This is a genomic window from Cryobacterium sp. TMT4-10 (assembly GCF_004403275.1).
GTDB lineage: Bacteria > Actinomycetota > Actinomycetes > Actinomycetales > Microbacteriaceae > Cryobacterium > Cryobacterium shii.
Genome location: NZ_SOGU01000035.1, coordinates 108,168 through 122,146, shown reverse-complemented (window position 1 = coordinate 122,146; position 13,979 = coordinate 108,168). Strand labels below are relative to the sequence as shown.

At 71.4% G+C, this 13,979-nt stretch carries 15 protein-coding genes; 9 read left to right on the top strand and 6 right to left on the bottom strand.

Features of this window, described 5'->3' with window-relative positions; translation table 11 throughout:
• The first annotated feature begins 8 nt into the window (after nucleotides 1-8).
• The 4 genes from E3T42_RS05510 to E3T42_RS05495 are packed head-to-tail and all read left to right on the top strand — an operon-like array spanning nucleotide 9 to nucleotide 2,599.
• Nucleotides 9-584: a phosphoribosyltransferase gene (locus E3T42_RS05510; protein ID WP_134368169.1), complete on the top strand. Its 576-nt coding sequence runs from the start codon at nucleotides 9-11 to the stop codon at nucleotides 582-584.
• A complete protein-coding gene (locus E3T42_RS05505) occupies nucleotides 581-1,300 on the top strand; it encodes a Type 1 glutamine amidotransferase-like domain-containing protein (protein WP_134368168.1) in 720 nt (239 codons plus the stop codon). Before E3T42_RS05510 ends, E3T42_RS05505 begins: the two co-directional genes overlap by 4 nt.
• Nucleotides 1,301-1,307: 7 nt before the next feature.
• Nucleotides 1,308-1,994 (top strand): uracil-DNA glycosylase, encoded by a 687-nt coding sequence (locus E3T42_RS05500; protein WP_134402617.1) that lies wholly within the window; start codon nucleotides 1,308-1,310, stop codon nucleotides 1,992-1,994.
• Nucleotides 1,995-2,020: 26 nt separating this feature from the next.
• Nucleotides 2,021-2,599 carry a GNAT family N-acetyltransferase gene (locus tag E3T42_RS05495; protein ID WP_174235713.1) on the top strand — a complete coding sequence of 193 codons (579 nt, stop codon included), beginning with the start codon at nucleotides 2,021-2,023 and terminating at the stop codon, nucleotides 2,597-2,599.
• 23 nt (nucleotides 2,600-2,622) lie between these two features.
• On the opposite strand, the gene E3T42_RS05490 is transcribed toward E3T42_RS05495, so the two are convergent.
• Nucleotides 2,623-3,453, bottom strand: coding sequence for an SDR family oxidoreductase (locus E3T42_RS05490; RefSeq protein ID WP_134368166.1), 831 nt, complete (start codon nucleotides 3,451-3,453; stop codon nucleotides 2,623-2,625).
• Between the two features lie 39 nt (nucleotides 3,454-3,492).
• Here E3T42_RS05490 and E3T42_RS05485 point away from each other — a divergent pair, with 39 nt between their 5' ends.
• Nucleotides 3,493-3,855 carry a hypothetical protein gene (locus E3T42_RS05485; RefSeq protein WP_134368165.1) on the top strand — a complete coding sequence of 121 codons (363 nt, stop codon included), beginning with the start codon at nucleotides 3,493-3,495 and terminating at the stop codon, nucleotides 3,853-3,855.
• A gap of 45 nt (nucleotides 3,856-3,900) precedes the next feature.
• Nucleotides 3,901-5,337, top strand: a complete 1,437-nt coding sequence (locus E3T42_RS05480; protein WP_134368164.1) for an amidase — start codon at nucleotides 3,901-3,903, stop codon at nucleotides 5,335-5,337.
• Between the two features lie 115 nt (nucleotides 5,338-5,452).
• Here the strand turns inward: E3T42_RS05480 and E3T42_RS05475 are convergent, their stop codons facing one another.
• Complete coding sequence (locus tag E3T42_RS05475) at nucleotides 5,453-7,564, bottom strand: MMPL family transporter (RefSeq protein WP_134402616.1); 2,112 nt, start codon at nucleotides 7,562-7,564, stop codon at nucleotides 5,453-5,455.
• A 62-nt stretch (nucleotides 7,565-7,626) separates the two neighbouring features.
• On the opposite strand from E3T42_RS05475, the gene E3T42_RS05470 reads away from it, so the two are divergent.
• The 3 genes from E3T42_RS05470 (at nucleotide 7,627) to E3T42_RS05460 (ending at nucleotide 10,320) form a co-directional block, all read left to right on the top strand.
• On the top strand, nucleotides 7,627-8,205 hold the full coding sequence (locus tag E3T42_RS05470; protein ID WP_241975855.1) for a MarR family winged helix-turn-helix transcriptional regulator: 579 nt from the start codon (nucleotides 7,627-7,629) through the stop codon (nucleotides 8,203-8,205).
• A gap of 85 nt (nucleotides 8,206-8,290) precedes the next feature.
• Entirely contained in the window at nucleotides 8,291-8,827 is a 537-nt protein-coding gene (locus E3T42_RS05465) for a Fur family transcriptional regulator (RefSeq protein ID WP_134368162.1), read from the top strand.
• Nucleotides 8,824-10,320 (top strand): catalase, encoded by a 1,497-nt coding sequence (locus E3T42_RS05460; protein ID WP_134402615.1) that lies wholly within the window; start codon nucleotides 8,824-8,826, stop codon nucleotides 10,318-10,320. Before E3T42_RS05465 ends, E3T42_RS05460 begins: the two co-directional genes overlap by 4 nt.
• 130 nt (nucleotides 10,321-10,450) lie before the next feature.
• On the opposite strand, the gene E3T42_RS05455 is transcribed toward E3T42_RS05460, so the two are convergent.
• The 4 genes from E3T42_RS05455 to E3T42_RS05440 all read right to left on the bottom strand — a co-directional run bounded on the left by E3T42_RS05455 (nucleotide 10,451) and on the right by E3T42_RS05440 (nucleotide 13,907).
• Nucleotides 10,451-10,873 (bottom strand): DUF302 domain-containing protein, encoded by a 423-nt coding sequence (locus tag E3T42_RS05455; RefSeq protein ID WP_134368160.1) that lies wholly within the window; start codon nucleotides 10,871-10,873, stop codon nucleotides 10,451-10,453.
• Nucleotides 10,874-11,004: 131 nt separating this feature from the next.
• Nucleotides 11,005-11,847, bottom strand: coding sequence for an SDR family NAD(P)-dependent oxidoreductase (locus tag E3T42_RS05450; RefSeq protein ID WP_134368159.1), 843 nt, complete (start codon nucleotides 11,845-11,847; stop codon nucleotides 11,005-11,007).
• Between the two features lie 30 nt (nucleotides 11,848-11,877).
• Nucleotides 11,878-12,237 carry a Fe-S oxidoreductase gene (locus E3T42_RS05445; protein WP_134402614.1) on the bottom strand — a complete coding sequence of 120 codons (360 nt, stop codon included), beginning with the start codon at nucleotides 12,235-12,237 and terminating at the stop codon, nucleotides 11,878-11,880.
• A 221-nt stretch (nucleotides 12,238-12,458) separates the two neighbouring features.
• The gene (locus tag E3T42_RS05440; protein ID WP_134368157.1) at nucleotides 12,459-13,907 is read right to left on the bottom strand and encodes an NAD(P)/FAD-dependent oxidoreductase; all 1,449 of its coding nucleotides are present in this window, start codon (nucleotides 13,905-13,907) and stop codon (nucleotides 12,459-12,461) included.
• Nucleotides 13,908-13,979 lie beyond the last annotated feature (72 nt).

Sequence of the window (13,979 nt, the reverse complement as noted above, 5' to 3'; positions counted from 1 at the left end):
ATTGGACAATGGCATTCGACGCGGACGACGCAGCAGCAGACCTGGCCGACACCCAACGGGAGGTCCTGGACTGGGGCGTGTTCGCTGACGCGTCCCGCCAGCTGGCGACGGACGTGCTTGCCAGTGGTTTTCAACCGGATGTCGTGATCGCCATCGCCCGCGGCGGGCTGCTGCTCGCCGGGGCGATGTCGTACGCGCTCGGCACCAAGAACTGCGGCAGCATCAACGTGCAGTTCTACACCGGGGTCGACGAGCGCCTCCCGGTGCCCGTTCTCTCCGGCCCCATGCTCGACGCGCCGTCCCTGACCGGCCTCCGGGTGCTTCTGGTCGACGACGTCTCCGACTCCGGGAACACGCTCGCCATGGTCGTCGCCCTGCTCCGCGAAGCCGCCTGCGAGGTGCGCACGGCGACCCTGTTCACGAAGCCGCGCACGGTGCTCGTGCCCGACTTCACCTGGTGCGAGACGGACCGCTGGATCGTGTTCCCCTGGTCTTCGCTGCCCGCCGTGACCGTCCCGGTGGACACCACCGCGCCTGCCGTCGCCGTCACCGCTGCTGCCGCTGCCGAGAAGGTCGTCGCGTGAGCGTTCACCTGGTCGGCGGGGGCTGGAACCCCGGAGCCTTCGCCGACGTCTTCGGCCCGTTCCTGGCCGAGGCCGGCCGCCGGGCGGAGGCCGCGGGCCGGGCCGAGCCACGCATCGCCATCATCGCCGTGCGGGACGGTGACGCGGCCGAGCACGCCGCGAACCTGGTCGAAGCGGTCGCCGCCGCCGGTGCTTTCGAGCCGAAGGTGACCGCCGTGGCCCACGGCGACACCGCAGCCCTGACGGCCGTGTCCGAGGTCGACGGCATCGTTGTCGGCGGCGGGCTCACTCCGGCGTACCTTGCGGCCGTCGCACCGATCGCGGGCGAGATCCGCCGCCAGGTGGCCGCCGGCATCCCCTACCTGGGTTTCTCGGCCGGAGCCATGATCGCCGCTGAGCGCGCCCTGATCGGCGGCTGGCGGATGGGCGGGGTCGAGGTCAGCGCCGAACACGCCGCGGAGGGCCTGGACGAGATCACGATCGAACCCGGCATCGGCCTGCTCGACGTCACCGTCGAGGTGCACGCCGCCCAGTGGGGCACCTTGTCCCGGCTGGTCGCCGCCACCGAGGCCGGCCTGATCGACGGCGGCCTGGCCGTCGACGAGAACACCGCGCTGGTCGTCGGCGAGGGCGCGCTCAGCGTCGTCGGAGCCGGCAGCGTCTGGCGGGTCAGCCAGTCCGACGGCGGCGTGCTCGTCAGCACCTTCGGCGCCTGACGCCGGGATGCCCTTCACCTTGCAGGCACTGGCGCGCAGCCGCGCCATGGATCCGGGCTGGGCCGCGGCACTCGAACCCGTCGGGCCCGAGATCGACGCCATGGCCGCGTTCCTGCAGGGCGAGACCCGGGCCGGCCGGCCCTGGCTGCCGGCGCCCGAGAACGTGTTCCGAGCCTTCGCCGAGCCGTTCGACGCCGTGCGCGTGCTGATCGTCGGCCAGGACCCGTATCCGACCCCGGGGTATCCGATCGGCCTGGCCTTCGCGGTCGACCCGCACGTGCGACCGCTGCCGCGCAGCCTGCAGAACATCTGCCGGGAACTGCACGAGGATGTCGGCGTCACGGCCGCCGACGGCGACCTCACGCCCTGGTCGCGCCAGGGCGTGCTGCTGCTGAACCGGGTGCTCACCGTGCAGCAGGGCGTGGCCGGGGCGCACCGCCGGAACGGCTGGGAAGCCGTCTCGGAGCAGGCCATCCGCGCGCTCGTCGCCCGCGACCGGCCCCTGGTCGCCATCCTCTGGGGGAGGGACGCCGCCACCCTCAAGCCGCTCCTCGGGGACACTCCCATGATCGAGTCCGCGCACCCCAGCCCGCTGTCGGCGCGGCGCGGATTCTTCGGTTCCCGGCCCTTCAGCCGGGCCAACGAGCAGCTCCGTCTCGCCGGGGCGGCCCCGGTCGACTGGTCGCTCGGGTAATCTGGAATCTCCCGGAGGAGTCAGCTGTGCTTGAAGAGGAATACCAGCCGCGTCGGCAATTGCCCCGGCATCTGCGACCCGCGCCCCCCGAGGAGGCGCCGTTCGAATACACGATGCGCGACGCGCAGATCACCGACCTGCCGTACATCCGGGAGATCTACAACTACTACGTGGCCAACAGCACGGTCACCTTCGACGTCGACCCGATGACCCTCGCCGCCTGGCGCAGCAAGTTCTACTACCTCGGCAAGCTCGGCATGCCCTTCATCGTCGCGGTGTCGCCGGCGGGGCAGCTCCTGGGCTACGCGCTGGTCAGCCCGTGGAAGGAGAAGCGGGCCTACCGGTTCACGGTCGAGAACTCGATCTACCTCGGCGCGGCCTCCACCGGCAAGGGGCTCGGCCGGGTGCTGCTGGGCGAGCTGATCGACCGGTCGAAGTCGGCCGGCCTCAAGGAGATCATCGCGGTGATCGCGGACCAGGGCGCCGACGCGTCGATCAAGCTGCACCGCGACTTCGGTTTCGACGAGATCGGCCGGATGGGCAAGGTCGGCTTCAAATTCGACCGCTGGCTCGGCACCGTGCTGATGCAGAAGAGCCTCAAGTAGCCTGACTCTCACGTAGCGCGGACTCAGCGCCCCGGGCGGCGGTGGCCCAGCGCGGACAGCCGGCCGACGAGGCCGAGCGAGAAGCGGTGCGGGAGGACGCCCACGATCCGGGCGAGAACGGCGTTGCGGCGGCCGCTGACCACGTACGGCGGCGGGTCGGCCAGGTCCAGCGCGTCGAAGGCGGTGCGCATCACGTCATCCACCGTCAGGACCCGCCGGAACCGGTGCACGTTGCCCGCGATGCCGGCGAACTCGGTGGCGACGGGGCCGGGGCAGAGGGCGGTGACCTTGAGCCCGCCGGCCCGGGTCTCGGCCCAGAGCGCCTCGGTGAAACGCAGGACGAACGCCTTGGTGGCGCCATAGACCGCCATGTGCGGGACCGGCTGGAACGCGGCCGTGCTGGCCATGTTGACGAGGGCGGCGGAGCCGGGCCGTTCCCGGAGGGTTCGGAGCAGATCCGGCAGGAGCGCATGGGTGAGGTCCGTGAGGGCCTGCACGTTCAGAGCCACCTGCTCGTGCGCCCGGTCGGCGTCGGAATCCCGGACGTCGCCCCAGCTGCCGAATCCCGCGTTGTTGACGAGGGTGCCAACCGTGATGTCCCGGCTGTGCAGGTCGGCGACCAACTCGGTGACGGCGCCGGGGCGGGCCAGATCCAGGGGGATCACCGTCGACACGGTGCCGTACTTCTCGGCCAGTTCCACCGCGAGCTCTTCGAGGCGGTCCTGGCGGCGAGCGGTGAGCACGAGGTCCGCCCCACGCTCCGCCAGCTCGCGCGCGAACCCGCGGCCGAGGCCGCTCGAGGCGCCCGTGACGAGTGCGGTGGTGCCGATCGGGTTGAAGATTGTCCGCTTCATGCGGCAAGGCTAGTCCGTCGGGCCGCGTAGGGTCGGAGCATGACCGATGCTCCTCCTGACCTGCCCGAACGCCACACGGTGCTGCGGTCCTTCGCCGGCCATCTGGAGGCCGGCCCCGACGTGGTGTTCCGGCGGCTCGCGGCGGCCCTGGCTCCCAGAGGGGAAGCCGGCGGGACCCTGTACACGGATGCCGAGCGCCGCCTGATCGTGCTGCGGCGCGGCTGGTGGTATCGCGGCGAGTACCAGGTGCGGCCCGAGGACGAGACCGGTTCGCTCGTGCAGTACGAGATCGTCAACGTGGCGCAGCCCCTGCCGTGGGCCGCGACGTGGGCGGCGGCATCCGTGCTGCGTGCCGCGCCGCGCGCCTTCCAGGCGTTGCTGACCGGCCTCTCCCGCTCCTGAGCCGGTGTTGAGCCGGGGGGAGGGCGCGGTGACTAGGCTCGGGGGATGGCCGCTCCGCACGAACTGACCGCTCTCGAACAATGGCAGGCGCTGCAGCGCGGCGAGCTCAGCCCCGTCGAACTGACCGATCACTACCTCGGCCGGATCGAGGACCTCGATCCCTGCCTCGGCGCGTTCGTGACCGTCACGGCGGACGCCGCCCGGGAGCGCGCCCGGTTCGTGCAGGACCACGTGCCGCGCACGGCGCCGCTCTGGGGGCTGCCGTTCGGCGACAAGGATCTCCAGCGCCGCGCCGGCGTGCCGGCCCGGTTCGGGTCCCGGCTGATGCGGGACTTCGTGCCGGACGAATCCGACGGTCTGGTGCAGGCGCTCGACATGGCCGGCGGCGTGAGCCTGGGCAAGACGAACACCCCCGAGTTCGGGCTGCCCTCCTATACCGAGAGCCTCGCCTCGCCGCCCGCCCGCAACCCGTGGGACCGATCCCGCGGGGCCGGGGGCTCCAGCGGCGGGGCCGCGGTCGCCGTCGCGGCCCGCCTGCTGCCGTTCGCTCCCGGGTCCGACGGCGGCGGCTCCGTCCGGATCCCCGCGGCGGCCTGCGGACTCGTCGGCCTGAAGCCCTCGCGCGGCCGCGTGCCGACGTCCTCCGGCATCGACGCCCTCGGCGGCCTCAGCGTTGCCGGACCGCTGGCGCGGACCGTGACGGATGCCGCGCTCCTCCTCGACGCGATGGTCACGCCGCGGGGCGGGCATCCGAAGCACCAGTTCGCGCTGCGCCCGCCCGGCGACGACGCCCCGCTCCTGGCCGCCGCGGTGCGCGGCGAGGGACGATTCCAGCTCGGGGTGATGACCGCATCCGCGTGGGACGACGCCTACCCGATCGAGATCGCGCCGGAGGCCCTGGCCGCGCTGGCGACGGCCACCGACGAGTTCGCGGCCCTGGGCCACGGCCTGGAGGACACCGCGCTCGAACCCGACGACAGCTACTCGCCGGCCTTCCGCACGATCTGGCAGGCCGGAGCCGCGGGCATCCCCGCCGAGACGCCGGCGGAGGAATCGCTGCTCGAACCGCTCACGCTCTGGCTGATGCGCCGCGGGCGTGCCCTGTCGGCCCGTGACCTGGCCGAGGCGCTCGCCGCCCTGGCCGCCTACGAGCGCTCGTTCATCCGTCAGCTGTCACGCTTCGACGCGGTGCTCACGCCGGCCCTCGCGCTGACGCCCCGCCCGCTGGGCTCGTATGACCAGGCGGACGGGGAACGCAACTTCGCGCAGCAGGTGCAGTACACGCCGTTCACCTCGATGGTCAATGTGACCGGGCTGCCCGCGATCGTGCTGCCGGTCGCCCAGACCGGGGAGGGCCTGCCGATGGGGGTGCAGCTGATCGGGCGGCCGGGCGGCGAGGCCACCCTGCTCGCCCTCGGCGCGCAGCTCGAGCGCCGCCTGCGCTGGCAGCACCGCACGCCGCCCGAGCCCCGGCGTCCCTGAACCAATTCGACGGAGAAACTGCTTTAAAAACACGATTACGGACTGTTTGGGACCGATTCGGGCAAAATCTCCGTCGAATTCGTTAGGAGCGGGGCCGGGCGCGCGGGCTCGCCGGCTAGACGCGCTGCGTCGTGCGGGGGGCCGCGGCGCTGGACGGACGCTCGGCCGGTGCCGCGTTCGCGGCCGGGCGGGACGGCCACCAGAACCGGTCGCCGGTGAGGAACACCAGCGCGGGCACCACCAGGGTGCGCACCACCAGGGTGTCCAGCAGCACGCCGATGCAGACGATGACACCGATCTGGGTCAGCGCCACCACGGGCAGCACGCCCAGCACCGCGAAGACGGCGGCGATCAGGATGCCGGCGCTCGTGATCACCGCGCCGGTCGACGAGAGGGCGCGAACCATGCCCTCCTTCGTGCCGTGCGCCATGCTCTCTTCCCGGGCCCGGGTGGTGAGGAAGATGTTGTAGTCCACGCCCAGGGCCACAAGGAACAGGAACGCGAACAGCACCACGTTCGTGTTGAAGGCCGGGAAGCCCATCAGGTTCTGAAAGATCCAGTTGGAGGCGCCGAGGCTGGCGAAGAAGGTGGCCAGAACGCTCCCGATCAGCAGCACGGGGGCCACCAGCGACCGCAGGAGCAGGGCCAGGATGGCGAACACGATGGCCAGGATCATCGGGATGATCAGGTCCTGGTCGGACCTGGCGCTCGTCTTGTTGTCCAACGCGGTGGCGTCGCTGCCGCCGACCAGCGCCTTCGACGCGTCGCCGGGCGCGTCGGCGTAGACCCCGCGGAGGTTTCCGATGGTGGCGAAGGTCGCGTCGCTGCCCGGTTCGCTCGCGAGGGAGAGATTGAGGCGGGTCAGGCCGTTCGCGCTCTCGCCCGGCTGCACTGAGTCGATGCCGGGGGTCTGTTCGGCGAGCGTGCCGGCCTCGGCGGCCGCGGCATCCGGTACCAGAACGATGGTCTGGCTGGTCAGACCGGCCGAGAAGGATTCTTCGACGATGGCCTGCGCCTGAACGGACTCGGGCTTGCCGAGCAGTTGGTCGGCCTGGGAGAGGCCGACGGATGCGCCGATCAGCCCGAGGCTGAGGGCGCCGAGCCCAACGATGGAGACGGCAGTGATCAGCACCGGTCGTCGCTGCACGCCGCGGCCGAGCCGGGTCCAGAACCCCGGGCGCAGCTCGGTGCCGGCCCCCGGCACGAACCGCGGCACGAACGGCCAGAACAGCCCGCGCCCGCAGACCACGAGCGCGGCCGGCAGCACGATCAGGGCGAAGAGGATGGCGATGACCACGCCGATCGCGCAGGCGAAGCCGAGCGCGCGGTTGCCCGACAGTTCCGCGAACAGCAGGGTGAGCAGGCTCAGCGCCACCGTGCCGCCGCTGGCCGCGATGGCCGGGCCGGCGCCGCGGACCGCGGTCAGCATGGCGTCGTTGCGGCTCTCGGTGCGGAGCAGTTCCTCGCGATACCTGGCCACGAGCAGCAGGGCGTAGTTGGTGCCGGCGCCGAAGACCAGCACCGACTGGATGCCGGCCACCGACGGGTCGAGGGTGATGCCGAACGGTTGCGCGAGGGCGCCGACGACGACCGCGGCGAGGCCGTCGGCCAGGCCGACGACGACGAGGGGGACGATCCAGAGCACCGGGCTGCGGTAGGTCACGATCAGGAGCACGGCCACCACGATCACGGTGACGAGCAGCAGTCGCAGGTCGGCCCCGGCGAAGGCGTTGGTGATGTCGGACTGGAACCCGACGGCCCCGGTGGCATAGGCGGTCAGACCCGCCGGGAGATCCTTCGACGCGGCGGCACGGATGTCGGCGGCCGTCTGCCCGATGTCGGCGTTGGCCGTGTCCGCATCCAGGGGCACGACGCTGAGGGCGGCCTGCTGGTCCGAGCTGAACTGCGGCGTCGTGGCCCGCGGCGCGGTGGACTGCTCGCCGAGGGCGGCGCCGCGCTCGGTGATCGCGGCGATGTCCGCGTCGGTCAGCTCGGCGCCGTCCCGGCTCCAGACCACGATGGCGGAGGTTTGCTTCGCGGAGGGGAACTCGGTGAGGAGCTTGTCGACCTGGGCGGCCTGGCTCGAGGAGGGGAGGCCCGAGCTGGGAAACTCCTCCGAATCATTGGCCGGGAGGAGCGTGAACAGCAGGCCGACGGCGACGGCCGTCGCGGCCAGGACGATCCAGGCCGTGCCTCGACCGGTGATGAACCGCAGAATCGCAATCACGATTTCCTCCAATTAGCCTGATTGCTAGGCGCCCTAGCTATGTCTCGTAATAGTATGGCCATATGGATGAACGCCGCAAGTTCGTTCCCGGGTCTGAGACGGGCGCTTCCGGTGCGCCCGCAGGCGTCACCCCGGCCACTGCCGCCCGCCCGGGCCCGGCCGCTGCCTCACTGCCGCCCGCCGCCGCGATCGGAGTCTGTCTGCACGAGATCGTGCAGCTCTCGCGCGCCTTTGAACGCCAGGTCGGGCAGGCCCTCGAGGTGAACTCGACCGACCTCTCCGCGATGGAGCACCTGATGCAGGAGGGGCCGCTGACCCCGAGCGAGCTGTCGCGCCGCCTGGACATCTCGACCGCGGCGACCACCCTCGTGGTCGACCGCCTGGTCGCCCTCGGGCATGCGCAGCGGCATCCGCACGCCTCGGACCGCCGCAAGGTGGTCGTGGTGCCGGCCCCCTCGTCGGTGGTCCGCGCCTTCGAGGAGCTGCGGCCCGTGATCGGCGGCGTGGCCGCGCTGGCGGAAGACCTGTCGGCGGCCGAGCGGAACGTCGTTGCGGAGTTCCTCGCGCGGGTCGTGGGTGTCTATCGCGACTCCCTGCAAGACGGCGGGCCGGCGCTGCCCGGCAGTCGCCCCGCGGCCTAGCCGAGACCGGCCCGCCCGCCGCGGGCGGGGCGTGGTGAGGGTGGCCTTGTTTTGAGGGAATCAAAACAACTGTTAGCGTGGAGGCATGACGGGGACAGAGGTGACGCAGGCCGGGGCGCCGGAGCCCCTCGACGCGAGCATCCGTGCGTCGAACCTCAAGGTCACCGCGCCCCGCCTGGCCGTGCTCCGGGCCTTGACGGATGCCCCGCACTCCACGGCAGAACGGCTCTTCACTGCCGTGCGGCTGCAGCTTCCCGGCACGTCCCTGCAGGCGGTCTACGGTGTTCTGGCGGCCTTCACCGCTGCCGGAATCGCGCGCAAGATCGAGCCCGCCGGGTCCTCGGCCCTGTTCGAGCGCCGGGTCGGCGACAACCACCACCACATCGTCTGCACCCGCTGCAACGCCGTGCACGATGTGGACTGCGCCGTGGGCGACGCCCCCTGCCTCACTCCCGCCAACGCGTCCGGCTTCGCCGTGCACACGGCCGAGGTCACCTACTGGGGCCTCTGCCCCGACTGCCAGAGCGAAGCGGCCGGCACCGACCCCACCCCGATCGGCGCCACGCCGGTCGACCCCACACTTACCGCACCTGCCCAGCTGTCGAACAAAGGAGCACGATGACTATCAAGCCCACCACCACGCAGACGGGAACCCCCGTCGCCAGCGACGAGCACTCCCTGACCGTCGGAACCGACGGTGTCACGGCCCTGCACGACCGGTACCTGGTCGAGAAGCTAGCCCAGTTCAACCGGGAGCGCATCCCGGAGCGCATCGTGCACGCCAAGGGCGGCGGAGCACACGGCGTCTTCGAGGTCACCGGGGACGTGTCCGCGTACACCCGCGCCGCGGTCTTCCAGCCCGGCACCACCACCGAGACCCTGCAGCGCTTCTCCAGCGTCGCCGGCGAGCAGGGCAGCCCCGACACCTGGCGCGACGTGCGCGGCTTCTCGGTGAAGTTCTACACCTCCGAGGGCAACTACGACATCGTCGGCAACAACACCCCGGTGTTCTTCATCCGCGATGGCATCAAGTTCCCCGACTTCATCCACTCGCAGAAGCGCCTGCCAGGCTCCGGCCTGCGCGACGCGACCATGCAGTGGGATTTCTGGACTCTGTCCCCGGAGTCCGCGCACCAGGTCACGTACCTGATGGGCGACCGCGGTCTGCCGCGCTCGTGGCGCGAGATGCCCGGCTTCGGCTCGCACACCTACCAGTGGATCAACGCCGCCGGTGAGCGCTTCTGGGTCAAGTACCACTTCACCTCCAACCAGGGCAACATCGAGATGGAGGGCTCGGAGGCCGAGCTCATCGCCGGCGCCGACGCCGACTACTACCGTCGCGACCTCTCCGACGCCATCGATGCCGGCGACTTCCCCTCCTGGGACGTGTCGGTGCAGGTCATGCCCTACGAAGAGGGCAAGACCTACCGCTACAACCCGTTCGACATCACGAAGGTCTGGCCGCACGCCGACTTCCCGCTGATAAAGATCGGCACGCACACCCTCAACCGCAACCCGGAGAACTTCTTCGCCGAGATCGAGCAGGCGGCCTTCTCCCCGGCGAACTTCGTTCCCGGCATCGCGGCCAGCCCCGACAAGATGCTGATGGCGCGCATCTTCTCCTACCCGGACGCCCAGCGATACCGCGTCGGCACGAACTTCGCCGAGCTGCCCGTCAACGCGCCGAAGTCGCCGGTGAATAACTACTCGCAGGATGGCGCGGCGCGCCACCACTACAACCCGCCGACCGCGCCGAACTACGCGCCAAACTCGCTCGGCGGCCCGGTGGCCGACCCGCTGCTCGCGGCGGAAGGCGGCTGGGAGAACGACGGCGAGCTCCTGCGCGCCGCGGCGAAGCTGCGCAGCGATGACAGCGACTTCGGCCAGGCCGGCACGCTGTACCGCGACGTCTACGACGACGCGGCCAAGGCACGTTTCCTGGACACGATCACCGGCGCCATCAGCGGGGTCCAGCGCCCCGAGGTGACCGAGCGGGCCATCGCGTACTGGACCAGCGTCGACGCCGACCTCGGCGTGAAGCTGCGCGCGAACCTCGCGACCTGGGCCGAAGCCGACCTGCTGGCCGAGGCCGCATCCGGTTACCCCGTCGAGTAGCGGGACCCGCGGCACCGCGGCATCCGTTCGCACGCAACGCCCGGTCTCTCTCGAGGCCGGGCGTTGCGCGTGCCCGGGGCGCCGCCCGGATGGGCACGCGGAGGGGCAGGCACGCGTGGAGTCGCCGGCTTCAGGCGCGGGCCGGGCCGCCCTGCACCGCGAGGAGGGCGGCCCGCAACCGGCTGTCCGCATCGGCCGCGACGGACGCGATCTCCGGGGCGTGGCTGAGCTGCACCATGATGGCTGGATTGATGGCTTGCACGGTGGTGGCTTCGGCGTCGGGACCGCGTCGCACGACCACATTGCAGGGGAGCAGGGCGCCGATCTCGGGGTCGGCCATGATCGCCCGCCGTGCCAGCCCCGGGTTGCAGGCGCCGAGAATCAGATAATCGCCGACCGTCTGGGCCGCGTCCGCGCCGAGTTTCTCCGCGAAGGTGGCGTGCACGTCGATTTCAGACAGCACCCCGAAGCCCTGGGCGGCGAGGGCCACCCGGGTCAGCTGGACCGCCTCGTCGAACGGTGCGTCCACCGTGATCGTGTGTGCGTAGGTCATCGTGTCCTCCTGTCGGCCGGGCCCGCGTTCAGGGTCGGGCGGCCTGTTCTGGAACCATCATGCGCGCCAGACCACCCGCGCGCCACCGCGCCGGGTGACCAACACGAATCCGGTGTGAATCGCGCGTGGATCTAGCCGGGCAGGGGCGCGGCGTGCCCGGTGACCAGGGCGGCGCTCTGCTCCCAGAGCGCCGCGGCCAGGGCAGGGTCGTAGGCCTGCTTGTTGGCCTTCTGGATGACGCGCTTCTCGTAGTACTCGCCTGACACCCAGTCGGTCCCGGGCTTCGCGGTCGCCAGCCAGACCAGGGTGTCGGCGCCCTGTTCCGCCCCGAGCAGCAGTCGCTTGAGCGGGGTGCGGTAGATCAGCCGCATCAGGGTGGTCGACCCGGTGGAGAAGCTCGTCGCGACCACGCCGGGGTGGAAGGCGGCCGTGCTGATTCCCTGGTCGTGGAAGCGGTGGTGGAGCTCTCTGGTGAAGAGGATGTTCGCGAGCTTGCCGTCGCCGTACGCCTTGTTGGCGGAGTACTTCGTCTCGGCCTGCAGATCGTCGAGGTCGATCTTTCCGAAGAGCAGGTTGGCGGCGCTGGACGTGTTGATCACCCGGGCCTGGCTGGCGACGAGCCGCTCCATTAGCAGCGTGGTCAGCAGGAAGGGGGCCAGGTGGTTGACCTGGAAGGTCAACTCGTAGCCATCGACGGTCGTTTCGCGATTGCCCATGATGCCGCCGGCGTTGTTGGCGAGCACGTCGATCCGGGGGTAGCGTTCCAGCAGCTGCGCCGCGAGGGTGCGCACCTCGTCCAGGCGGGCGAAGTCGGCGACGAAGAAGTCCGCGCCGAGCTCCGCGGCCACGGCGGCGGTCTTGGCGGGGGAGCGGCCCACGATCACGACGCGGTCGCCGTCCCGGCCGAGGGCGCGGGCGGCGGCGGTGCCGATCCCGTCGCTGGCGCCGGTGATCAGGATTGTTCGTGCGGTCATTCTGGTCCCCCTGGGTCGAGTGATTCGGTGTTACCTGGCATAGCCGCCCTTCTCGAGGCCGGCTTCGATCTCGAAGCGGTTGCGCAGCGGATTGCGGCCGGCCACCAGGTAGAGCAGCGGAAAGACCATGCCGAAGCGCTGCCACTGGCGTTTGTGCACGGCCTCGTGCTCGAGGATCGCCGTCGACACGTTCTGGTTGGTCAGGTAGCAGGCGCCGACGCAGGATCCGCCGCGGCCGAAGGTCCAGGCGGGCATCCCACGGAAGACGACGAGGCCGCCTCGGCGCTCGACCGTGCCGGTGCTCCAGATCGAACCCCAGACCAGGCCCACCGTGGTGGCGTAGAGGTAGCCGGCCCGGCTGATGGGGGAGTCGAACAGGATGCGGCGCACCCCACCAGCGTAGGCGGCCCCCGCGGCAGAAGGCTGAGTATCCGATGATCCTCGACGGTGACGCTCGACTGTGACTCCGCGGCGCAGGTTGAGCGTGGCGGCGGTGGTTCTAGCCCGCGCCCGCGTCCACAACGTGCGCCGCGACGGGCGGGAGCCTTCGGGGCACGAGGGCGAGGGGGCCGAGGGGACGGGGGACGGCGGCCGGCGGCCCGGCCCGCCGATCAGGGGCGCCCGTACTCCTCGAGCAGGCGCAGCCAGACCTCGCTCAGGGTCGGGTAGCTCGGAACGGCGTGCCACAGCCGGCGGATCGGCACTTCGCCGACCACGGCGATGGTCGCCGCGTGCAGCAACTCCGCGACATCCGGCCCGACGAAGGTGACGCCGAGCAGAACCTCGCGGTCCAGGTCCACGATGGCACGCGCCGACCCGGTGTAGTCGTCGGCGTGCACGGATGCCCCGGCCACCCAGCCGAGGTTGTAGTCCAGCACCCGGATGTGGAACCCTGCCCTCTCGGCAGCGTCCCGGGTCAGCCCGACAGACGCGACTTCGGGGTCGGTGAAGGTGACCTGCGGCACGGCCGCATGGTCGGCGGTGGCGGCGTGGGTGCCCCACGGTTGGTCGTCGACGGGCGTGCCGGCGGCCCGGGCCGCGATCACATCGCCGGCCGCCCGCGCCTGGTACTTGCCCTGGTGGGTGAGCAGGGCCCGGTGGTTGACGTCGCCGGTGGCGTAGAGCCAGGCCCCGGCCAGCTCGGGGGAGGAGCCCTGCACGAGCAGGGTGTCGTCGACCTCGAGCCAGTCGCCCGGGACGAGGCCGACCGTCTCCAGCCCGACGTCCCGGGTGCGGGGCAACCGGCCGGTGGCCACGAGCACCTCGGTCGCGGTGACCCGGGTGCCGTTGGAGAGGGTAAGGGTCACGTCGCCGTCACCGTTGCGGGCGGCCCCGGTGGTCGAGACGCCGGTGAGCACGGTGACGTCGCCGGCCCGCAGCGCCGCCGTGACGAGTTCGCCGGCGAAGGGCTCCTGTGTGCTCAGCAGGCCTCCGCGCACGATCATGGTGACCTCCGCGCCGAGGGAGGCGTACGCGGTGGCCATCTCGGCGGCGACCACGCCGCCGCCGATGATGGCCAGGCTGTCCGGGATGCCCCGGGCGCTGGTCGCCTCGCGGCTGGTCCACGGCGAGACGGAGGCCAGGCCGGGGATGTCCGGCAGCAGGGCCGCGGATCCCGTGCTGATGACCACCGCGTGCGTGGCGGTCAGCACGGTCGCCCGGCCGTCGGCGGAGGTCACGGTCACCTCGCGCACGCCGCTGAGGCGGGCGTGGCCGCGCACCAGGGCGATCCCGGCCTTCTCCAGCCAGCGAACCTGGCTCTCGTCCGACCAGTCGTGCGTGATGGCGTCGCGGCGGCGCAGCACCGCCGCGACATCCACGTCGCCGGTCACAGCCTCGACGGCCCCGCCCACACGCCGGGCTGCGGCCAGGGCGGCGCCGCTGCGCAGCAGGGCCTTCGACGGCATGCAGGCCCAGTAGGAGCACTCGCCGCCGACCAGTTCGGCCTCGACGATGACGGTGCGCAACCCGGACGAGCTGGTGCGGTCGGCGACGTTCTCACCCACGGCGCCGGCGCCGATCACGATCACGTCATAGGTGCTGCTGCTGGCGGCGGGCATCCGTCTCTCCTCGGTCAGTGGTGCGGTCAGTACTTCGGTCAGTGCGTCGGTCAGTGCGTCGGTCGGTGCTTC